At 38.8% G+C, this 21,767-nt stretch carries 20 protein-coding genes and 1 tRNA gene (1 of these 21 cut by a window edge); 20 read left to right on the top strand and 1 reads right to left on the bottom strand.

The window, feature by feature from the left end:
* Window positions 1-193: 193 nt before the first annotated feature.
* Window positions 194-265, bottom strand: a tRNA-Asn gene (locus tag QME58_02325).
* Window positions 266-387: 122 nt separating this feature from the next.
* Here QME58_02325 and QME58_02320 point away from each other — a divergent pair.
* From QME58_02320 to QME58_02225, 20 genes are all read left to right on the top strand, one after another.
* Window positions 388-738 carry a YbaB/EbfC family nucleoid-associated protein gene (locus QME58_02320; protein ID MDI6802667.1) on the top strand — a complete coding sequence of 117 codons (351 nt, stop codon included), beginning with the start codon at window positions 388-390 and terminating at the stop codon, window positions 736-738.
* An 11-nt stretch (window positions 739-749) separates the two neighbouring features.
* A complete protein-coding gene (gene recR, locus QME58_02315; protein ID MDI6802666.1) occupies window positions 750-1,346 on the top strand; it encodes a recombination mediator RecR in 597 nt (198 codons plus the stop codon).
* A complete protein-coding gene (locus QME58_02310; protein ID MDI6802665.1) occupies window positions 1,343-1,924 on the top strand; it encodes a hypothetical protein in 582 nt (193 codons plus the stop codon). Before recR ends, QME58_02310 begins: the two co-directional genes overlap by 4 nt.
* Before the next feature lie 11 nt (window positions 1,925-1,935).
* The gene (locus QME58_02305) at window positions 1,936-2,433 is read left to right on the top strand and encodes a hypothetical protein (GenBank protein ID MDI6802664.1); all 498 of its coding nucleotides are present in this window, start codon (window positions 1,936-1,938) and stop codon (window positions 2,431-2,433) included.
* 20 nt (window positions 2,434-2,453) lie between these two features.
* Window positions 2,454-3,332, top strand: a complete 879-nt coding sequence (locus QME58_02300) for a permease-like cell division protein FtsX (protein MDI6802663.1) — start codon at window positions 2,454-2,456, stop codon at window positions 3,330-3,332.
* A 354-nt stretch (window positions 3,333-3,686) separates the two neighbouring features.
* The gene (gene dnaA / locus QME58_02295) at window positions 3,687-5,168 is read left to right on the top strand and encodes a chromosomal replication initiator protein DnaA (protein MDI6802662.1); all 1,482 of its coding nucleotides are present in this window, start codon (window positions 3,687-3,689) and stop codon (window positions 5,166-5,168) included.
* A gap of 333 nt (window positions 5,169-5,501) precedes the next feature.
* Window positions 5,502-6,620 (top strand): DNA polymerase III subunit beta, encoded by a 1,119-nt coding sequence (dnaN, locus tag QME58_02290; protein MDI6802661.1) that lies wholly within the window; start codon window positions 5,502-5,504, stop codon window positions 6,618-6,620.
* A gap of 6 nt (window positions 6,621-6,626) precedes the next feature.
* The gene (recF, locus tag QME58_02285; protein MDI6802660.1) at window positions 6,627-7,757 is read left to right on the top strand and encodes a DNA replication/repair protein RecF; all 1,131 of its coding nucleotides are present in this window, start codon (window positions 6,627-6,629) and stop codon (window positions 7,755-7,757) included.
* Window positions 7,702-8,034: a DUF721 domain-containing protein gene (locus QME58_02280; protein ID MDI6802659.1), complete on the top strand. Its 333-nt coding sequence runs from the start codon at window positions 7,702-7,704 to the stop codon at window positions 8,032-8,034. Before recF ends, QME58_02280 begins: the two co-directional genes overlap by 56 nt.
* Before the next feature lie 7 nt (window positions 8,035-8,041).
* Complete coding sequence (gene gyrB, locus QME58_02275) at window positions 8,042-10,051, top strand: DNA topoisomerase (ATP-hydrolyzing) subunit B (protein ID MDI6802658.1); 2,010 nt, start codon at window positions 8,042-8,044, stop codon at window positions 10,049-10,051.
* Between the two features lie 41 nt (window positions 10,052-10,092).
* Window positions 10,093-12,633, top strand: coding sequence for a DNA gyrase subunit A (gyrA, locus tag QME58_02270; GenBank protein MDI6802657.1), 2,541 nt, complete (start codon window positions 10,093-10,095; stop codon window positions 12,631-12,633).
* A gap of 163 nt (window positions 12,634-12,796) precedes the next feature.
* A complete protein-coding gene (locus QME58_02265; protein MDI6802656.1) occupies window positions 12,797-13,144 on the top strand; it encodes a hypothetical protein in 348 nt (115 codons plus the stop codon).
* 138 nt (window positions 13,145-13,282) lie between these two features.
* Window positions 13,283-13,591: a nucleotidyltransferase domain-containing protein gene (locus QME58_02260; protein ID MDI6802655.1), complete on the top strand. Its 309-nt coding sequence runs from the start codon at window positions 13,283-13,285 to the stop codon at window positions 13,589-13,591.
* Window positions 13,584-13,973, top strand: coding sequence for a nucleotidyltransferase substrate binding protein (locus tag QME58_02255; GenBank protein ID MDI6802654.1), 390 nt, complete (start codon window positions 13,584-13,586; stop codon window positions 13,971-13,973). The genes QME58_02260 and QME58_02255 overlap by 8 nt, the downstream gene beginning before the upstream one ends.
* Window positions 13,974-14,325: 352 nt before the next feature.
* Window positions 14,326-14,925 carry a Uma2 family endonuclease gene (locus QME58_02250; GenBank protein ID MDI6802653.1) on the top strand — a complete coding sequence of 200 codons (600 nt, stop codon included), beginning with the start codon at window positions 14,326-14,328 and terminating at the stop codon, window positions 14,923-14,925.
* A gap of 190 nt (window positions 14,926-15,115) precedes the next feature.
* Complete coding sequence (locus tag QME58_02245) at window positions 15,116-15,355, top strand: hypothetical protein (protein ID MDI6802652.1); 240 nt, start codon at window positions 15,116-15,118, stop codon at window positions 15,353-15,355.
* Window positions 15,352-15,573, top strand: a complete 222-nt coding sequence (locus QME58_02240; GenBank protein MDI6802651.1) for a DUF2283 domain-containing protein — start codon at window positions 15,352-15,354, stop codon at window positions 15,571-15,573. The genes QME58_02245 and QME58_02240 overlap by 4 nt, the downstream gene beginning before the upstream one ends.
* 166 nt (window positions 15,574-15,739) lie before the next feature.
* A complete protein-coding gene (locus tag QME58_02235) occupies window positions 15,740-17,059 on the top strand; it encodes a T9SS type A sorting domain-containing protein (protein ID MDI6802650.1) in 1,320 nt (439 codons plus the stop codon).
* 484 nt (window positions 17,060-17,543) lie between these two features.
* A complete protein-coding gene (locus QME58_02230; GenBank protein MDI6802649.1) occupies window positions 17,544-18,908 on the top strand; it encodes a T9SS type A sorting domain-containing protein in 1,365 nt (454 codons plus the stop codon).
* Between the two features lie 443 nt (window positions 18,909-19,351).
* A protein-coding gene (locus QME58_02225; protein MDI6802648.1) for a S8 family serine peptidase crosses the window boundary here: on the top strand, window positions 19,352-21,767 show its 5' portion. 65 nt of this gene lie beyond the right edge of the window; 2,416 of the gene's 2,481 nt are visible here — the first part of the coding sequence; it begins with the start codon at window positions 19,352-19,354; its stop codon lies beyond the right edge, outside the window.

Here is a 21,767-nt window from a genome sequence, read left to right as displayed (position 1 = left end):
TGATAAAGGTGAAATACCATTTGACTTAATATATTAATTTTATGAGTAATAAAAAAATACGTATTTATGCGTGTTGAGAGGAAGTGGCGATAACGGTATATTTAACAACCAAATAAGGGGGTAGTTTGTAAAGCCAGCGTCCCATAAAATAAAAACCTCAAGTTAGTTTTGCTTGAGGTTTATTGTATGATAGCTCCGCGAGTAGGACTCGAACCTACAACCCTGCGGTTAACAGCCGCATGCTCTACCATTGAGCTATCGCGGAATATTTTGCGGAGTAAATATATTGAATTTTTATAACATAGTCAATTTTTTTTTGATTTTACAGTTAAAAAACAATATATTTTAATATAGGTTAATACAATATCAATTTAATAAGGAATCAAAATGAAATTTCCCGGCGGCGGAATGCCAAATATGCAAGGAATGTTAAAGCAAGTTCAAAAGATGCAGGAAAAAATGGCTCTGGTGCAAGCCGAGCTTGAAAATAAAATAATCATCGCTGAATCGGGCGGTGGTATGGTTAAAGTAACTGCTAACGGCAAACAACAGATAATAAAAATCCAGATTGAAAAAGAAGTAATCAACCCCGATGATGCCGAGATGCTTGAAGATTTAATTATCGCAGCAGTTAATAAGGCTCTTGAGGATGCACAAAAAATGGCTCAGGAAGAAATGAACAATGCCACGTCGGGAATGATGCCAAATATTCCAGGTTTGAACATTCCAGGTTTATAAAAAATTTTTGTATGTTATATACATCAGAATCACTTGAGCTTTTAGTTGAAGAATTAGCACAGCTTCCCGGTATCGGGCGAAAAACCGCGCAACGACTCGCAATGTATATTATGAAACTCCCACGCGAAGAAGTTGTAAACATTGCAAAGGCAATGGTAGGCGTAAAGGACAAAGTAATAAACTGTTCTGTTTGCTCAAACTTTACCGAAGACGATCCGTGCCTGATTTGCTCAAGTCCAAAAAGAGATGGAAGTTTGATTTGTGTGGTTGAAGACCCAAACGATGTTATCGCAATTGAAAAAACCAATGAGTTCATTGGTTTATATCACGTGTTAGGCGGGTCTCTGTCGCCCCTCGACGGCATCGGTCCAGAAGATATTAAGGTAAAGGAACTTTTGCACCGTATCAATGAAAAGACGGGCGAAATTATTTTAGCGTTAAATCCGAATGTTGAGGGCGAAGCAACAACGCTTTATCTTTCACGATTATTAAAACCTCTTGGTCTAAAAGTAACCCGCATCGCACGAGGCATTCCTGTTGGGGGCGATTTGGAATTCACCGACGAGGCAACTCTCTCGAGAGCAATAGAAGGACGTGTACAAATTTGAAATTGTTTGAACAAATATTTTTTTTAATTTTAATTACTCTATTTTCAGGGTGCGATATATTCAACACTCGCATACCTGAAAAACCATCTCAAACAATCTCATCATTCATACAACCTACTACTGCCGAAATTGTTCTAATTAATTTTAAAAATGCAATCGAAGAATATAACGTCGATAATTATATTAAATGTTTTGTAGATCCAAATTTTTCAGACCAGAAATTCAAATTCGTTGCGTCCGCTGAAGCCGGAATAGACAGAACAATATTTGAGGATTGGAGCTTGGAATCGGAGCGGCAGTATATTACAAATTTAGGAAAACCCCCTTTCACTAGTGCCAAACTTATTTTAACACCAAAAGGCGAAACTGTTGTAGCCACCGATTCAGTTATTTATAATTTCGACTATTCGCTTGATTATCCACATAGTAATCAAAATTATAATGTTATCGGTAATTTACGCTTTTACATAGGCGCCGATCGGAACCGGAATTGGAGTGTTTACAAGTGGGAAGATTATAAAACCACTTCTTCAATGACTTGGAGTTATTTGAAAGCAGTTTTTAGTACTGGATTGTAATAATGTTTTCGATGATGAAATTTTTACTGATTTTATTCGCTTTCACATCAATAACATGTATAAATCCTTTTGCTCCGGGATGGGACGAAGAAACAGATAAATCAATTTGTCCCAACTTAAACGAGATTGATGGTGTATTGTGTAATTTTCGAAATGCATATTTATTTAAGGATACTACAATTTATGGAACTTTAATCAGTCCGAATTTTAATTTTATTTACCGCGACTATGATCGCGGTGTTGATGTATTATGGGGTAGAGAGGATGAGATGCGAACTACATACGGACTTTTTCAGAGTGCCGCTGCACTTTCGTTGATCTGGAACAACGAAGTTTCGTCAAGCGGCGATTCGGTGCGTCAAACAATCGTCCGCAGTTTTAATCTCACAATTACTTTTAACCCCGGCGACATTGTCCGTATCGACGGGTACGCTAATTTAACATTTGAACGTGAATCTTTTATTTCGCCATGGAAAATAGTAAGATGGCGTGATGAATCGAATTTTTAATAACTAATTCTAATTAAATTATGAATCTTATCTACATACTTAAGGAAGGTTACTCAGGTTTTAAGCGCGCAAAGTTGGCTGCCGCAGCTTCAGTAATTACAATTTCAATCTCGCTGCTTTTAGTAGGGCTTTTTTTAATCGTTTCACTCAATACCTCGCGTATCATCTCTTTGATAGAGGATAAAGTTGAGATTGAAGCTTTCCTGCAGGAGCCGATTACAAAAAATCAAGTTAACGAAGTACAAAAATCTATTCTTTCCACCACGGGGGTTGATAGTATTCAGTTCATATCAAAGGAAGAAGCTGCACAAATTTTCAAGCGCGACTTTGGTGAAGATATTTATTCGGTTCTCGACTTTAATCCACTCCCTCCTTCTTTTAAAATTTCTCTGAAAGATCATTATAAAAAAACTGAGCTTGCCAGCCGCGTTGTTGAAGCAATCAGATCTATAAAGGGAGTGGAAGAAGTTGCCTATCGAAAAGAACTTATTGATTTTTTAGAGAAACGCACACTGTTGTTAAATATTATTGGATTAGTCGTTGGAATAATTTTCGGCATCTCTGCTATTTTTCTAGTGGCAAATACGATACGGCTTGCTATATACTCGAAACGGAAAATCATACAAACAATGAAATTGGTCGGCGCCACAAAATGGTTTATTCGAATGCCTTTCTTGCTCGAAGGAATTCTACAAGGTATTCTCGGAGGCATATTCTCTGCTATCATGCTCTGGCTCGTAATATTTCTTACTTCTCAATGGTTGACCGCCGAACTCAACCAATTTTTAAAAATCGACATTTCCCTCTATCTCATATTAGCTCTAATGGGGGCGGTATTTGGCTTGGTTGGCAGCATAATTTCTGTACGCAGGTTTATCAGTCAAACTATTGTTAATTAAAATTTTTTTTTAATTATTTTTTTAGTTTTTGCTTGCTTTCATAAAAGTTTCTGTTTATACTTATACAAGTACTTATTAACAGTTTTAGACTGTTGATAAATTGTTGATAACTTTTAACGAAGAAAAACCTTCTCATTTCGTATCAATTTGATTTTATTTTAAGATGCTGATAAAATGTGGATAACTTTTTATTAACGTTGTTTTGTGCTTTATTTTAAAAGAGATACAGCTTCAATTTAATGTGGATAATATAGTGATAATTGTTAAATTGTTACTTTTCGTAAAATCGAAACTGTTAATAACTTTGTTGATAACCTGTAGATAAGTGTTGATAATTATTAAGTAGGCTTAAATATGAATACCTTTTTAGATACCGAAACCCCTGAAAATGCTGGGGTTTTAACAGAAAATTTTAACGGGCAATCCGCCGATGTGTGGACTAAGTGCCTTTCTATCATTGGGGAAAAAGTAAATCTCCAAAGTTTCAACGCTTGGTTTGAACCTATCAAACCGCTGAGTGTTGATGGCAAAATATTAACGCTTCAAGTGCCGAGTAATTTTTTTCACGAATGGATTGAGGATAGATATTCCGACCTTCTGAGTGAGGTGATAAAAAATGTTTTAGGCAATTCGGGAAAAATAAATTTTCTAGTTAACTCCGAAATGTCCGAAGCCGATCGCGGCAAAACACTGTGGGATGAAGCCGATAAATCTTTACCAAACAATTTTAATGACCAAAAAAAAGACTATTTATATCCATCACATTTCACCTCAAAAGAAAAAACTTATCACAAGCCGGTCAACTCTGCTTTAAATCCAAAAAACACTTTCGATAACTACATCAAAGGCGAAAGTAACCAACTTGCACGGGCAGCAGCTTATGCGGTTGCAAATAATCCGGGTGGTACGCAGTTCAACCCGCTTGTTATTTATGGCGATGTTGGTCTAGGTAAAACTCATTTGATTCAGTCTATCGGAAATCATGCACTTCAAAACGGCAAAGCCAAGCGGGTTATGTATGTAACGAGCGAAGTTTTTACATTAGAATTTGTAGATTCGATTCAAACCGATAAAGTAAATAACTTCTCGAACTTTTACAGAAGTATGGATATTTTGATTGTTGACGATATTCAATTCTTCGAAGGAAAAGATAAAACGCAAGACCACTTTTTCCATACATTTAACACACTCTATCAATCAGGAAAACAAATTGTACTCTCAAGCGATAGACCTCCAAAAGAGTTAAAAGGACTTAACGACAGGTTGATATCCCGCTTTCAATCAGGATTAACAGCCGATATACAATCGCCCGACCTTGAGATGCGCACAGCAATACTTCGAAAGAAAAGCGAAGATAACGGTATCGAGTTGAGACAAGATGTTATCGAATTCATCGCAGCTAATGTTACCTCAAACATCCGGGAACTTGAAGGATGTTTAATAAGTCTGTTAGCTCACTCTTCGATAAGAAGCAGAGAAATTGATATTGACCTCGCAAAAGATGTTGTCCGGTCTATTATCGGAGAAATTAAATCGCATATCACTATCGAAGATATCCAACGTATTGTTTGCGATTACTTTAATATTCCCGAAAATTTTATTCGTGCTAAAAACCGAAAACAAGAAATTGTATTAGCCCGGCAATTAGCTATGTATCTTTCAAAAGAAATTACTAATTCATCTTTAAAAACTATCGGTTTACATTTTGGCGGAAGAGACCACAGCACGGTTATACACGCTATCCAAACTATAGAAGACCTTGTTAAATACGACAAAAAATATTCTGATATGTTGCCGCAACTGCGATCAAAAATTAAAATAGGTTCGCGTGTATAACTTGTTAATTTATGTGGATTCAATGTTCATAAACTCAACATTATTTTCTGTCTCTCTTTTTGATATTAACATTGTTAATATTTTTCGAATTATCAACATTACATCAACAGGCATTTTAAACGTTTTTTTATGAATACGAATTCAAATAAGCAATTCGTTCAACTTATCAACATATCCACAGCCCTTATTATTACACTTCTTTTTATTTATTAATTAATAATAAGATAGAAGCAAAATATGTGGGGATAACTCTTGTATATCACACGAAAAAATAGTAAATTTATACATAAAAAATATATTATTAACAATACCTCAAATATTAAGGAGGAATAAATGAAATTTTCCGTTTTAAGCGGTGAACTACAAAAAATTTTAATTAAAACAGGTAGTGTAATTCCATCAAAATCTGCATTACCAATTTTAGAAAACTATATGTTCAGTCTGAAAGGTAACACACTGACTGTAACGGCGACAGATATGGATGTTTCCATTTCATCGTTGTTAAAAACGAAAGGTGAAAGGGACGGGAGTATAATTATTCCGGCTAAAAGATTAATGGATACGATCAGAGCACTGCCGCTAAATGTTGAAATTGAAATTTCTGCGGATATTGAATCTTGTAAAATTTTAATGAAAACTGACAAAGGAGAATACAGGCTAACAGGACAAATTTCAGATGAGTATCCACAGATTCCTGATTCTAAAGATGAAAGCAAAATATTTATTGAAACTGAACTTCTAAAAAAATTAATCAGTAAAGCGATGTTTGCGGCAAGCAGCGACGAGCTGCGTCCGGCTATGACGGGAGTTTTGTTCCAGATAAAGAAAAACGAAATCCGCTCAGTAGCCACCGATGGACACAGGCTTGTTAAATTTATTTATTCTGATTTCGAATCTCCGAATTTCGAAAAAGAAATTATTTTACCGACAAAAACTTTGAACGTTATTTCAAGATATTTAGATGAAAAATTAAATTCAATTTCAGTAAATGAGTCTCACATTACTTTCCATTTTGAACAAACTTTACTTAATTCAAAAATAATAGACGAAAAATATCCGAACTACGAAAGCGTAATACCTACCGACAATAATTTATTATTGACTGTAAATAAAAACGAACTTCTCTCCTCTGTTCGCAGGGCTTCGTTTTATGCAAGCAGCACAACTCATCAAGTACGATTTTTTGTCGAAAAGAATTTATTGACGATATCTGCCGAAGATATAGATTTTGGCAGCGAAGCAAAAGAAACGATACCTTGCGAGTTCTCTGATAACACATTAGAAATCGGATTTAATGCAGTTTACATTATCGACATTTTAACACACATCGAAAGCGAGGAAGTTGTATTCAACCTTTCCAGCCCGAACAAAGCTGCTGTTGTTATACCGAAACCAAAACAAGAAAAAGAAGAGTTGTTGATGTTAGTAATGCCTGTAAGGCTGAATACTTAGTTGTAAATGTTTATTGAAAATATAAGGTTAAAAAATTTTCGTAATCATGCTGATTCTTATTTAGAATGTGGCGATAAAGCAAACATTATTTTAGGCGATAACGGCGAAGGCAAAACAAATTTACTTGAAGCCGTCTCGTATATTTCGTTAACAAAAAGTTTTTATGCAAGCAGCGACTCGGTGATTGTTAATATCGGTGAGACCATATTTCAGATTGAAGCGAACATGGTTTCCGATAATGGTATCAAAACCAAAATCCACATCGGTTACGATTTAACAACAGGCGAGAAAGTTTATTCAATTAACAATCGAAGGATAGAAAAATTCTCATCGGTTATAGGTAAATTTCCTATCGTTTTTTTGTCTCCCGAAAATTCAAATATAACTTTCGGCGGTCCGGCTGAAAGGCGAAAATTTTTAGACCTTGTTTTATCGCAATCGAATCAAACATATTTTGAAGACCTTTCGGAATACAGGAAAGTAGTTCGCCACAGAAATAAAATTCTAAGCGATGCAAAATTTCTTAAAAACGACCCAATCGCTTTGTTAGAACCGTGGAACGAACATCTAATCAGGTTCGGTACACGCATCATGGTCAGGAGACGGAACTTCATAAACGAATTTCAGGAGTATATTTTTTCCTCCTACAAAAAGTTAGTTGATTTGCGCGAAGTTCCATCGATAGACTACGAACCATCCTTCAAAACAGGAAATTCGGAAAAAGACGAAGTAACTTTCGAAAATTTTAAAACCGAGATTGACCGGAAATATAAAGAAGAATTACGATTAGGTTCAACTCTGGTAGGTCCGCACCGCGATGAAATTAGTTTTAAGATTAACGGACTTGAGCTGCGGAAATTTGCTTCACAAGGTCAGCATAAAACTTTCTTTGTAGCTTTAAAAATCGGTGAGTTTTTTTATCTCAAAGAGAGATGCCGTGAAAATCCGATACTTTTGTTGGACGATGTATTCAGCGAATTAGACGACAACCGCGCCCAACAGATGCTGCTGTTGATAGAAAATTTGAATCAAACTTTTATTACTTCAACTAACTTCGATATTTTCGATAAGGTGCTCAGTTTTGGAGAGAAGAACAAGAAGGTTATCGTTCGCAAAGGCAAAATCGCGATCAGCTAAAATTAAAACCCTTGACAGTGTAATCGGGGCGGTACTAAAACATTACAAACTCGACGCTCGATTAAAACAGGTGGTAGCATTGGATATTTGGAACGAGGTTGTTGGCGAGCAAATTGCGAGTGTTGCAAATGCCAAGCGAATAGAACATGGAAACCTGATTGTCCATGTCGAAAAATCGGTGTGGCGTAACGAGTTGCAGTTTTTGAAAAAAGAAATTATTAAAAAGTTAAACGATAAACTAAAAGAAGAAATTGTAAAAGATATAGTTTTCAGGTAAATAAATTATGGCAAAAGAAAAAACTAAAGTTAATAAAAACGGGGAATACGGCGCCGAAGATATTACAGTTCTAAAAGGGTTAGAAGCTGTCCGCCGCCGACCGGCTATGTACATCGGCGATGTAAGTACTCGCGGGCTGCATCATCTCGTTTACGAAGTTGTAGATAACTCGATAGACGAAGCTCTTGCCGGTTATTGCAAAAACATAAATGTTTCGATAAACAAAAACGGATCGGTAACTGTTGAAGACGACGGGCGCGGAATTCCAACCGATATTCATCCCGAAGAAAAAAAATCGGCGCTGGAAGTTGTAATGACTGTTTTACATGCCGGCGGAAAGTTCGATAAAAATTCTTACAAAGTTTCCGGCGGTTTGCACGGTGTCGGTGTTTCGGTAGTCAATGCACTGAGCGAAACTTTAGAGGTCGAAGTTAAACGCGAGGGTAAATTATTCTATCAAAAATTTAAACGCGGCGACCCGGTGGCGCCGGTCAAAGTTATCGGTAAATCGGATAAAAATAAAACAGGCACAAAAGTTACTTTTTATCCCGACGATCAGATTTTTAAAATAAAGGTCTTCAAATACGAAACTATCGCCGAACGTTTGCGCGAACTTGCTTTCCTCAATTCTGAAGTTATCCTGAGCATAGTAGATTTACGCGATGGACAAGAACAGGAAGATACGTTCCACTTTAAAGGCGGCTTAGTTGAATTTGTAAAATACATCGACACTACACGGCAGGCAGTTATCAAAAAAGTATTTTATGCCCACGGAGTGGCAAAAGATGAGAACGATAGAAATGTTGATGTCGAAATTGCACTTCAATACAACGACAATTACACAGAAAATGTTTACACTTACGTAAACGATATCAACACACACGAAGGCGGAACACATTTGGTTGGTTTCCGAACAGCTCTTACACGAACACTAAACAGCTTTGCCTCGAAAAACAATCTGGTTAAAGAAAACAGCGTGAACCTTACGGGCGATGACTTCCGCGAAGGTTTGACTGCGATAGTCAGCGTCAAAGTTCCTGAGCCGCAGTTTGAAGGACAAACCAAAACCAAACTTGGCAACAGCGAAATTAAAAGCATTGTCGAATCGTTAGTCGGCGAGCATTTATCTGTTTGGCTCGAACAAAACACACCCGACGGCAGGCGGATTATCGAGAAATGTTTACTCGCTGCTGAAGCTCGCGAAGCTGCCCGCAAAGCGCGCGATTTAACACGACGCAAAAGCGCACTCGGTTCAACAAGTTTGCCCGGCAAGTTAGCCGATTGCTCGATTAACGACCCCGACCACTGCGAACTTTATCTCGTTGAAGGCGACTCGGCAGGCGGAAGCGCCAAGCAAGGACGCGACAGACGTTTTCAAGCTATACTTCCGATGAAGGGAAAAATTCTGAACGTCGAGAAAGCACGCCTTCATAAAATTTTAGAGAACGATGAAATCCGTGCAATCTTTACGGTAATCGGAACAGGTGTCGGCGAAGATTTCGACGCCGCTAAAATACGTTACGGTAAAATTATTATTATGTGCGACGCCGACGTCGATGGATCGCATATCAGAACACTCCTGCTTACACTATTCTTCAGATATATGAAAGAAATAGTTGAACTCGGACACGTTTATATCGCTCAACCACCCCTCTACAAAATTAAAAAAGGGAAACAGGAATTTTATGCTTTCGACGATGACGAAAGAAACGAGATTCTTAAACGAATGAAAAGCGAAAAATCGAAGAAGACAGAAACCACAGCAGAAATTCCTGAAGGCGAACCTGTTAGTTCCGAAGGATTTGTTATTTCACGATTTAAAGGTTTGGGAGAAATGAATCCCGAACAGTTGTGGTCAACTACTATGAATCCCGAATCACGAACCATACTTCAGGTTACGATTGAAAATGCAGCCGATGCCGACAGAACTTTCTCGATACTTATGGGAGACGATGTAGAACCGCGCAGAGCATTCATTGAAAAGAATGCCAAGTATGTCAGAAATCTTGATGTGTAAATTTTTAATATGAAATTAAAAAGCAGTTGAAAGAAAAGTAAATGGCAAACGAAAAAATAATACCCGTAGATATTGAAGACGAAATGAAGGGAAGCTACATCGATTATGCTATGAGCGTAATTGTTTCGCGGGCATTGCCCGATGTTCGCGACGGATTAAAACCAGTGCATCGCCGCGTGCTATACGGCATGCAGGATTTAGGTTTAGCAGCGGGCAAACCGTACAAAAAAAGCGCCCGTATCGTTGGCGAAGTTTTGGGTAAATACCACCCTCACGGCGACTCGGCTGTTTACGATACGATGGTTCGTATGGCTCAGGATTTCTCGATGCGATATTTGTTAGTCGATGGTCAAGGTAACTTCGGCTCGGTCGATGGCGACTCGCCGGCGGCTATGCGTTACACCGAGGCGCGCCTTACACGGTATGCCGAAGAGATGCTCAAGGATTTAGAAAAAAATACTGTTAATTTTGCACCCAACTTCGACGATACACTCAAAGAGCCAACCGTTATGCCGGCAATGGCGCCAAACCTTTTAGTGAACGGCACATCGGGCATTGCCGTAGGTATGGCTACAAATATCCCCCCTCATAACCTTAACGAAGTTGTGGATGCTTGTTTGGCATATATCGAAAATTCAGAAATTACAGACGATAAACTTATCAAAATAGTTAAGGCGCCCGATTTCCCAACGGGTGGAATTATTTATGGTTACGACGGCGTCCGCAATGCGTATAAAACAGGACGCGGCAAAATTATTATCCGCGCTAAAGCTAACATCGAAACCGGAAAAAACGACCGCCAATCTATCATCGTTACCGAAATTCCTTATCAGGTTAATAAATCGTCGCTCATCGAAAAAATTGCCGACCTCGTCTCCGATAAAAAAATTGAAGACATTTCTGACGTCCGCGACGAGTCCGATAGAGACGGTCTGCGCATAGTAATCGAATTAAAACGCGACGCAAATGCTGAAGTGGTTCTCAACAATCTCTTCAAATATACACAGATGCAAACTACTTTCGGCGTAAATATGCTTGCCCTTGTAGATGGCAGACCCAAAGTATTAACTCTCAAACAAATTTTAGAAGAGTTCGTTAAACATAGAAACGAAGTTGTTGTCCGTCGGTCTAAGTTTGAACTCGATGAAGCCGAACGGCGTGCACATATTCTTGAGGGATACATAATAGCCCTCGATAATATCGATGAAGTAATTAAACTCATTAAAAAATCGAAAGACACTGAAAGCGCCAAAGAAGGTTTAATGAAACGTTTCAAACTTACTGAAATTCAGGCAAAAGCAATTCTCGATATGCGTTTGCAGCGGCTTACCGGACTCGAACGCAAAAAGATTGAAGAAGAATACCGCGATTTAATTAAGCTCATCGAAAAACTAAAATCGATTCTTGCTAACAAAAAGCTTCAACTGCAAATCATCAAAGAAGAACTGCGCGAGCTGAAGAATAAATACGGCGATGAACGGCGCACAGAAATTATATACGATTTCGAAGAGTTCAGAATCGAGGATATGATTGCCGAAGAAGATGTTGTAATTACAATCAGCCACAACGGCTTTATTAAACGCTTCCCGGTGTCGGGGTATCGCAGGCAATCGCGCGGAGGCAGAGGCGTTTCGGGCGCTGCAACGCGCGAGGACGATTTCCTCGAACACATGTTCATAGCTTCTACACATAATTATATTTTATTCTTTACGGATAAAGGGCGCTGCTACTGGCTTAAAGTTTTTGAAATTCCTGAAGCTAACCGACAGGCACGAGGTAAATCGATTGCTAATCTGATTCAGAAGCAAACGGATGAAAACATTGAAGCATTCCTGAATGTAGAGAACTTTGATGAGAAAACATTTGCTGTTATGGTAACCGAAAAAGGTCAGATTAAAAAAACATCGCTTGCCGAATTCAGCAATCCGCGTAAGAGCGGAATCGCAGCAATCACACTTAAGAAGGGGGACGTTGTTACCGATGTTAAACTCACAAACGGATCTCAGGATATTGTAATCGGAACATATAATGGTTTAGCAATTCGCTTCGTTGAATCGGAAGCGCGGCAAATGGGACGCACTGCCGCAGGAGTGCGGGCTGTTCGACTTGGCAAAGGCGATAAAGTAATTGGCGCAGTGGCTGTAAAACGAACCAAGACTACAATTTTAGTTGCAACCGAAAAAGGATACGGCAAACGGAGCGACCTTGATGAATACCGCATCAGTCATCGTGGCGGCAAGGGAGTTATTACCGTGCGCGTTACCGATAAGACAGGAAAATTAGTTGCAATCAGAGAAGTGAACGACAGCGACGATATTGTTGTAGTAACAACGCAAGGAATGATAATACGTCAGCCGGCAACTACGATACGCGTGATAGGCAGGAATGCCCAGGGTGTCCGCTTAATTCGTTTAGACGAAAAAGATTCGATTGCGGCTATTGCGGCAGTCCCTTCGGAAGAAAGCGAAGAAACAAACCTGAATGAAGTCGAGAGCAAAGCGGTTTCAGATACGGAAGACAAGAAAATCCAGCCGACGCTTTTCGATAAGCCGAAAGAAGCCAAGCCGGAGAAAAAGAAGTAGTAAGTCGTCCGTCAAACGTTCAGACGAAATTATTTCGTATCGCCGCAATTTGCCATTCGTAGAGACGGGTCGCCGACCCGTCTTTACGAATCTACAAACCCGCTTGCATTTTATTAAACACGGCGTTATATTGTTTTAAACTAAAACCACTAATACTGGCTGAATGAAAAAAATAGTTAATACATTTATCAGCATTTGTCTGATATCTCTTTTATTTGTTCAATCTGAGTCGTTTGCTCAGAATGAGTTAAAGAAAGATATTCAAGATATTAAAGAGAGAGTTATTCGTTTAGAAGAAGGGCAGAAAAATCTCGAAAAACGCATGGATGCTCTTGAAACCCGGATGGATAAAAGATTTGACGAACTACGAGGATTTATGTTTTTGGGTTTCGGTATTTTATTCAGCGGTATGTTTATTTTAGTTGGTTTTATTTTGTGGGATCGAAGAACCACCCTCGCACCTGTTGTAAGGGAACTGAAAGAAATAATGAAAAAGGCATCTCTGTTTTGATGCGACATAAGAACTTTATACTAATAACTTCCGCCAGAGGCGGATGCGCCTTTGGCGCAAAAAACTCAAAACCTTGTGGTGAGCCTGTCGAACCACTTGTCGAACCAGCAACGCTCAATACTCAAAGCTCATAAATAGATGAATACGCTACGCGAAATAGAAATAACTAACATGATAAAATCAGTCTGCCGACAAAACCGACACTTGTTAATAAATAACCGCGTTATTCTTTTTGGTTCGAGAGCAAGCGGACAAAACAAGAAACACTCCGACTTTGATATCGGAATACTTGGCGAGAAATCGTTGAGCATTGCAGACTTTTACAAACTGAAAGACGCTTTGGATGAACTGCCTACTTTATACACAATCGACTTAGTTGATTTTAATAAAGTCTCCAAGTCGTTTAGAAATGAAGCGTTAAAAAATTACTCGGTGCTGTATGCCTAAGTTTGAGTTGTTGTTAAACGATTATCAAACGGCGGTAACTCAGCTTGAAAATGCTTTAAAAGAAAGAACAGATGACGATCTAAAACAAGCCGGATGTATACAATATTTTGAGTTTTGCTTTGAACTTGCCTGGAAAACCGTTAAAGCTTTTTTTGAGTATAAAGGAATGATCGACTGCAATTCACCAAGAGACTGTATGAAGATGGCGTTTAAAGCGAACTTAATTGATAATGAAAACGTCTGGATTGAAATGCTCGAAAATAGAAATTTGACTGTTCATACATACAGCATTGAAACTGCTTTGGATGTGTATAAAAGTTTACCTGCTTATCTTATTGAAATGAAAAACTTAATATCAAATATTCAACATCAACAAAATTAAAATTTAATACATTACTGAAGTTACGCAGAATTGACTTTTTGTCATGTTGAGCGAAGCGAAACATCTAAAAATGACTCTTTTACGTAACTTCAGTTAATAAGAAAAAACACGGAATTAGTTTTGAAAAAGCAAAAGAGTTGTGGTTTGATAGTTTGATGAAAATCGTTATTTGCTTATTGGTTTAATTACTTACAGAAACCAAAAAATACGGATTATCTCTGTTATCAGAATAATTAAATTTCTCCTGAACCACTTGTCGAACCACTTGTGGTGAGCTTGTCGAACCATGAAATCTGAAATCCCCGCCTGACCGGCGGGCAGGTAAAATCTTTTACGACTATCAACATACATAATGCAGCCCAAGCAAAAAACAAACTTAACTCCCGACGAATATCTTGCCATTGAGCGCAAAGCAGATATTAAAAGCGAGTATTATAATGGCGAAATGTTTGCCTTAGCCGGCGCAAGCGAAAAGCATGAGTTGATTTGCGGTAATACCTTTGCGGCAATCCATCAATTAGTAGAAGAAAAACCGTGTAAAGTATACTCGTCGAATATGCGTATCTGGATTGAAAAATCGGGCCTTTACACATATCCCGATATCTCAATTGTTTGTGGTAAGACGGAATTCGTCGACTCTAAAGTAGATACGTTAAAAAACCCGGTTACAGTTACTGAAGTTCTATCCGACTCAACCGAGAAATACGACCGCAGCCAAAAGTTTAAATTCTATATGTCGATTCCAACGCTGAAGGAATATATTCTCATATCTCAAAATAAAATTATTCTTGAGCAGTTCATTAAGGATGAAAAAAAGGATAATGAATGGATATTGAGGATTTACGATAAACTTGAAGACTCATTTGAAATTTATTCAATAAAAGAAAAGATAAATCTAAAAGATATTTACGATAAAATTGAGTTCGAACCGAACGAGAGATTGAACAGATGACAATTAAAAACTCAAAACTCAAAGTTTATCCCGTTCACGGGACTCTTAGCTCCTAAAAAAAGCTGCTTGTATCTTAAAAAACACGGTGTTATATTAATACATATTAATAAACAACTGAAACGCCTGCCCGACCGAACGTTGTATAGCTGAATGTCGGTTGTTCGGGCGTGTAAAATCTAAATCATGACAATTGAAAACCACACGATATTTCGAGGAACAGGTTATGCGAAAACGACCCTACATTCGACGTGAGTGGTGTGAGCAAGCGTTGTTGAACCCAGTACGTAAAATCATCCAGCCCGATGGTCGAGTTCGATATTGGACATTCATCAGTGAATTGAATCGCTTTTTACGCGTAGTAACGTTGGAAGATGGAGTAACCGTACACAATGCTTTTCCCGATCGAAATTTTCAAGAGAAATTACCATGAAGTTTCACTATTATCCTGAAACCGATTCGCTGTACATTGATTTAGCTGCGCGCGAGAGCGCCGAATCTCACGAGGTCGCACCCGGAGTAATTCTTGATTTTGACACCGAGGGGCATCTTGTGGGGATTGATATTGACCATGCGAGCAAAATTGTTGACCTCGCTCGTCTTGAAGCCGAAGCATTACCGGCTGGCACTGTTTCAATTGGTAAAGGATGAGTCTTTGAGAATCATAAATCTAAAATCCCCGCCTGACCGGCGGGCAGGTAAAATCTAATTCACTATTCACTATTTCTATATACTACATACTAAATACTTCCGCCAGAGGCGGATGCGCCTTTGGCGCAAAAAACTATTCACTAACAAAACAAAAGGAGTTACAAAAATGAAACACTTATTTAATTTATTCACACTTGTCCTTGTTGTTGGCTTGGCTCTAAGCACGACGGCGTGGGGACAGTTACTATTAGACGAAAATTTTGATTACCCAGCAGGAGATTCTTTAAATGTACTCCATGGTTGGGTTGTACAACCAACAGCATCCTATGTTAATACCATTAAAGTAGTGTCACCGGGTTTAACATATTCAGGTTACATTTCGGCTTTGGGCAATGCAGCAAAAGTTGATACAACTGGCCAGGACCTATATAAAACATTCACATCTCAAACGTCTGGAAGTGTGTATGCATCATGTCTTGTGAATTTTACTAAGACAACCACTACGGGAGATTATTTCTTCCACTTTACCGAATCGGCTGGTAGCACTAATTTCCGAGCAAGACTGTTCGTGAAAAGGGACGCTTCCGACAACGTAGCATTTGGTTTGCAGTTTGGCAGTACTGCATCGTCAGTCTACACCGGATTCAGCTATGCGATGAATACAACATATCTCGTGGTTATAAAATATAAATTTGTTGGCGGGACGCTCAATGACACAACATTCCTGTTTGTCAACCCGACCTTGGCGGGGAATGAGCCCAGCCCGACGCTAACAGCATCTAACTCAGCAGATACAGATTTCTCGGGTGTTGCGGCGGTGAACCTCCGACAAGGCGCCGCAGCCAATGCTCCACGTTTGTCTTTGGATGGAATACGTGTTGCAACAAGTTGGGCAGATGCACCACTCCCAATCCAACTCGCATCATTTGTCGGCTACTTTGTAAACTCAAACGATGTAACTTTTGAGTGGGAAACTATCAGCGAAGTTAATAACCTCGGTTTCTGGATACAAAAACGCAACCCAATTACAAACGTGTATACAACAATTGAAGAAAGTTTCCAGCAAGCAGCTCAAGTACCATCAACATACAAATGGACATACAATAATGCAGTTATTGAAAACACAGAGTTCTATTTATTACAACAAGATAATGATGGACTTGAAAGCCGCTTCGGTCCAATTATGCTTAATCCAACAAACGTCCCGGTTGAAGCAGTACCGTCAGTGTTTGCATTAAACCAAAACTATCCGAACCCGTTTAACCCATCAACAGTTATCAATTATCAATTAGCAACCGACAATTACACAACGTTGAAGGTTTATAATATAATTGGTAAAGAAGTAGCCACATTAGTTAACGGCTATCAAACAGCGGGGTACCATCAGGTAACATTTGACGGCTCGCAGTTATCGAATGGAATATATTTCTACAAACTTCAAAGCGGAAATAATGTAGAAGTTAAAAAGCTAACGTTGGTGAAATAGTATCAACCTCAATCCTCAATCCCCTTTCCTAAAAGGAGAGGGGATGGTGAGAGGTTTAGCTTTTTTTCGGTTCTCTCGATACGTAATTTTAAAGTCACTCAACCCCTTATCAATGTTTAAGCGATGGTTCTTGTTCGAACTGAGATAGGGGATGAGTTTGGTGTAGGTCGACGAGTTTCGTCGACTTACTAAAACATCAGGATCATTCCAGCAGTAAGTCGTCCGTCAAAGACGGATTGCAATCGGACAAACAAAAAAAAACTTATTTTCTGGATTTTTAGCAAAATTACGCCAATTTTCATTACCACTTGCATCTTATTGAAGAAGACATTATATTAACACACACAAGTGGTCAATGGTTTATAACATCAAACGCTCTAAATAGTAAATTGACTATTGACAATTAATAATTAACAATGACGTGAAAAACGTAAACCGTTTTGAAACGTTCCAAATTAACAATTAACAATTATAGGAGTGTGTTATGAAAAAATTAATTTTATTAATTACAATTATGTTAGCAATCTCGATCCCGCTTATGGCTGGGATTTGGAATCCCGAAGGTTTGAATATGCCCGGTGGGTGGAATGGGTGGACTAATCCACCAACAAATGCCCTCGCTTTAGCGAGTGCAACTCAAGTAGCAGGCGGCAAAGTAACTTTAATAACGACAGGAACACCACGATATCACACCAAAATTAAAGTTGCGACCTCTGGTGGTGATGTTATTGGAGGTACATATAGTTGGCTTTTTACAAGCGGACCCTCTGGTAGCCCTTGGAATAATAAATGGGGAAGTGTTACTGTAAGTATGAACACATTACAAACCTATATTATAGAAGGCTCGGATAATAGTATTACTGTTACTGATGGGAAATGGTATACTGTTAACTGGCAAGATAATGATTACGCTAATACTCAAGCAATATTTATGGAGACATCAGGAGAACCTGTTACAATTACAGAAGTTACAGATAATTATTTATTACCGAATAATCCCGTTACAGTAAGTATAACGATCAGTGCTGCTAAATCAACAGAAGAGAGAATATTTGTACGTTATACAATTGATGGTTGGGCGAGTTCTAGTTTTGTTGAAGCGTCAGGTAGTGGAACTTCATACTCAGCCGTAATACCCGCATCAGGTGTTGTTGGCACACATAACAATCAATACAATGTGTTTACAACAACAGTTACTTCACCAACACATACCGATGCGGATATGGTTACAATCAATTATAACAATAACTCTGGTTTTAACTATATATTACCAATCCAACTTGCATCATTTGTCGGCTACTTTGTAAACTCAAACGATGTAACTTTTGAGTGGGAAACAATTAGTGAAATTCATAACTACGGTTTCTGGATACAAAAACGCAACCCAATTACAAACGTGTACACAACAATTGAAGAAAGCTTCCAGCCCGCCAAAGGCGAACCAGCAACTTACACTTGGACTTACAAGAATGCTGTTATAGATAATACTGAATTCTATTTACTTCAGCAGGATCTTAATGGTCTTACAACTCGTTTCGGTCCTATTATGCTTAACCCAAACAGTGTTGGCGGCGAAGCAGTACCGTCAGTGTTTGCATTAAACCAGAACTATCCGAACCCGTTTAACCCATCAACAGTTATAAAATATCAATTGGCAGCAGATAATTATACAACATTGAAGGTTTATAATATGATAGGAAAAGAAGTAGCCACATTGGTAAACGGTAATCAAACAGCCGGATATCATCAGGTAACATTTGATGCAGCACAATTGTCGAATGGAATATATTTCTACAAACTTCAAAGCGGAAATAATGTAGAAGTTAAGAAGCTAACGTTGGTGAAGTAATTCCAAAGTTACACAAGTTAGCGAACCCCGCTGTTGCGGGGTAAAATGCGTGAAGCTAACTTGTTAGTAACTTTGAGAATCCCGCTGAATGAAATGAAGCGGGAAGAAATTAACGTTGGTGAAATAACCTCACCTCTCAATGTGGTTGACTAAAATGTTCTCTCGATACATCCCGTTCTGAGCAAGTCAGAACGGGACACTCGAGAACCTGCATACCCGGCCGGTTTTCGAGTGTTCTTCGATCCCGTCATTTGTCGGGAAAGAATGTAAGGTGAGAGGTTTAAATATTTTTCGGTTCTCTCGATACTCCCGTTCGGATTAATTTGGTATTCGAACGGGGAATCGAGAGCAAGAAGCTTACGTTGGTGAAATTAGTGTATGCAATTAATTCTTTATCTAAAGATGGGACTTTTTTTATTTGGAATGTAAAATATAGGAGTAATATGAAAGCATTAATTAAATATATTCTACTGCAAATTATTTTAATCAATGTAATATTTTCTCAAACTCCTGAACAAAAAGAGTGGCTTGGAGAATTCTCGAAATCAAAATCAATTCAATGGCAGCAGCAACGTGCTTATGCCGAAAGTGTTGCTGCAAAGCTTGGTATTCCGGTAAGACAGGAATATCCCGACGGCTCAGTAATTGAATTACAGCGTTTCGAAAACGGATTGCCAAAGTATTATCAGACGCACAATATTAATGCGGCTAAAACGATATCGACTGATCGTGTTTGGCCCGGTGGAACGGAAGGGTTTTCGCTAACAGGCGCCTCATTAGATACACTCGGTATATGGGATGGTGGAGCTGTACGAACCACACATCAGGAATTTACAGACAGAGCAATACAAAAGGATGGTGCTTCTGCTTTTTCAGATCATGCAACACACGTTGGCGGGACAATGATTGCTTCGGGAGTTCAAGCGAACGCAAAGGGGATGTCGTATGCGGGAAGATTAAATGCTTATGATTGGAACAGCGACCAAAGTGAGATGGCTGGTGCAGCAGCTAATGGGCTTAGAGTTTCAAATCATTCTTATGGGTACATAACTGGGTGGAGGTTCAATTATTTCGGTAATAGTAAGTGGGTGTGGTTCGGCGATACAACAATAAGTAATACTACAGATTATAATTTTGGTTTTTACTCTACAGAAGCACGCGATTGGGACACCCTTACACGCAATGCACCTTATTACCTTATCGTAAAATCAGCAGGTAATGATAGGTTAGAAGGTCCTTCATCACAACCTGTAGAGCATTATGTATGGATTAATAGCGCTTGGGTACTGCGAACAGTAACGCGTGATTTAGATGGCGGACCCAATGGCTACAATTGCATCAGTCATTCGAGTGTTGCAAAAAATATTCTTACAGTCGGAGCCGTTAACGATATTACGAACGGATATTCGCAACCAAGCGATGTGGTAATGTCGAGTTTCAGTTGTTGGGGACCAACCGACGACGGTAGAATAAAACCCGATATAGTTGCTAATGGCGTTGAGCTTTACTCCTCCGTCTCAACAAGTGCATACGCTACATATAGTGGAACTTCTATGTCATCTCCAAATGCATCGGGTTCTCTTGGTCTTCTACTTCATTACAGAAGAATAATCGCCGGAAGCAATCCGATGCGCTCATCGACACTAAAAGGACTTGTAATCCACACTGCTGATGAAGCTGGTTCTAATGCAGGTCCTGATTATGTCTTCGGTTGGGGTCTGATGAACACACTCAAAGCAGCACAAGTAATGCGACAGGATTCAGCAGAAGGTATGAACAAGAACATTCGTGAATTGACACTTAATCAGGGACAGACAATCGATGTACCTGTGTATTCGGATGGAACACAACCTTTGCGCGTTACAATTTGTTGGACTGACCCTGCTGGTACACCACCTACGCCATCGCTCGATCCACCTAATATTATGCTCGTTAACGATATTGATCTTCGAATAATTCGCGGAGCAACTACTTATAATCCCTGGATTCTAAACCCCGGTAATCCTTCTGCTGCAGCTACAACTGGCGATAATATACGCGATAACGTTGAGCAGGTTCATATCGCTTCACCAACAGCCGGTTTTTATACCGTTAGAGTTTCGCACAAAGCTACATTGTCGGGCGGTTCTCAAATTGTTTCATTGATTATAACCGGAAATGTACCAGCAGCAGCATTAAGTATTCAGAACACTATTCAAACTGATCCCAAAAAATTTCAATTTTCGGTTTATTTAAAAAACATTAGTAGTTTGGCGTTCGGTTACCTGTCTGGCGAATATCATTTCGATTTTAATAAAAATATTTTAGGTAGCGGAACAGGAAGTATGACAATTATGTCGTCAGACCTCCCGTCAGCTTTTCGACCTATCAATCCTTCGGTAGTTACATCTACAACTCCAGGTCAGTTACGATGGCAAGCAAACTCAAACTTAAATGGTGGACCGATATTGATTCCGGATGATTCAATAAAAATTATGACAGTTGAATTTACGAGTACTCAGAATTTATTTCCATTTACACCGGATTTAGATTGGCGAACTACAGATAATCCAAAGACAACACTTATGCGATATGTATTAGGCAATAGCGGTGCAGGTACAACCTTGGCTATATCAAATTATTATTTTTTTGGGGAGAACCCCATACTCCCCGTCCGGCTTGCCTCATTTGTCGGCTACTTTGTAAACTCAAACGATGTAACTTTTGAATGGGAAACAATTAGTGAAATTCATAACTACGGTTTCTGGATTCAAACATATAACAAAGATACAGAGGAGTTTGTAACAATTGAAGAAAGTTTCCAACCCGCCAAAGGCGAACCAGCAACTTACACTTGGACTTACAAGAATGCTGTTATAG

Source organism: Bacteroidota bacterium (assembly GCA_030017895.1).
GTDB lineage: Bacteria > Bacteroidota > Ignavibacteria > UBA10030 > BY39 > JASEGV01.
The sequence above is the reverse complement of the archived record's forward strand: the minus strand, read 5'-3'. Positions and strand labels throughout refer to the sequence as shown.

Coding starts and splice junctions, on each gene's coding strand:
- QME58_02320 (MDI6802667.1), top strand. CDS start 388: ATGAAATTTCCCGGCGGCGGAATGCCAAATATGCAAGGAATGTTAAAG.
- recR (MDI6802666.1), top strand. CDS start 750: ATGTTATATACATCAGAATCACTTGAGCTTTTAGTTGAAGAATTAGCA.
- QME58_02305 (MDI6802664.1), top strand. CDS start 1,936: ATGATGAAATTTTTACTGATTTTATTCGCTTTCACATCAATAACATGT.
- QME58_02300 (MDI6802663.1), top strand. CDS start 2,454: ATGAATCTTATCTACATACTTAAGGAAGGTTACTCAGGTTTTAAGCGC.
- dnaA (MDI6802662.1), top strand. CDS start 3,687: ATGAATACCTTTTTAGATACCGAAACCCCTGAAAATGCTGGGGTTTTA.
- dnaN (MDI6802661.1), top strand. CDS start 5,502: ATGAAATTTTCCGTTTTAAGCGGTGAACTACAAAAAATTTTAATTAAA.
- recF (MDI6802660.1), top strand. CDS start 6,627: ATGTTTATTGAAAATATAAGGTTAAAAAATTTTCGTAATCATGCTGAT.
- gyrB (MDI6802658.1), top strand. CDS start 8,042: ATGGCAAAAGAAAAAACTAAAGTTAATAAAAACGGGGAATACGGCGCC.
- gyrA (MDI6802657.1), top strand. CDS start 10,093: ATGGCAAACGAAAAAATAATACCCGTAGATATTGAAGACGAAATGAAG.
- QME58_02265 (MDI6802656.1), top strand. CDS start 12,797: ATGAAAAAAATAGTTAATACATTTATCAGCATTTGTCTGATATCTCTT.
- QME58_02260 (MDI6802655.1), top strand. CDS start 13,283: ATGAATACGCTACGCGAAATAGAAATAACTAACATGATAAAATCAGTC.
- QME58_02255 (MDI6802654.1), top strand. CDS start 13,584: ATGCCTAAGTTTGAGTTGTTGTTAAACGATTATCAAACGGCGGTAACT.
- QME58_02250 (MDI6802653.1), top strand. CDS start 14,326: ATGCAGCCCAAGCAAAAAACAAACTTAACTCCCGACGAATATCTTGCC.
- QME58_02240 (MDI6802651.1), top strand. CDS start 15,352: ATGAAGTTTCACTATTATCCTGAAACCGATTCGCTGTACATTGATTTA.
- QME58_02235 (MDI6802650.1), top strand. CDS start 15,740: ATGAAACACTTATTTAATTTATTCACACTTGTCCTTGTTGTTGGCTTG.
- QME58_02230 (MDI6802649.1), top strand. CDS start 17,544: ATGAAAAAATTAATTTTATTAATTACAATTATGTTAGCAATCTCGATC.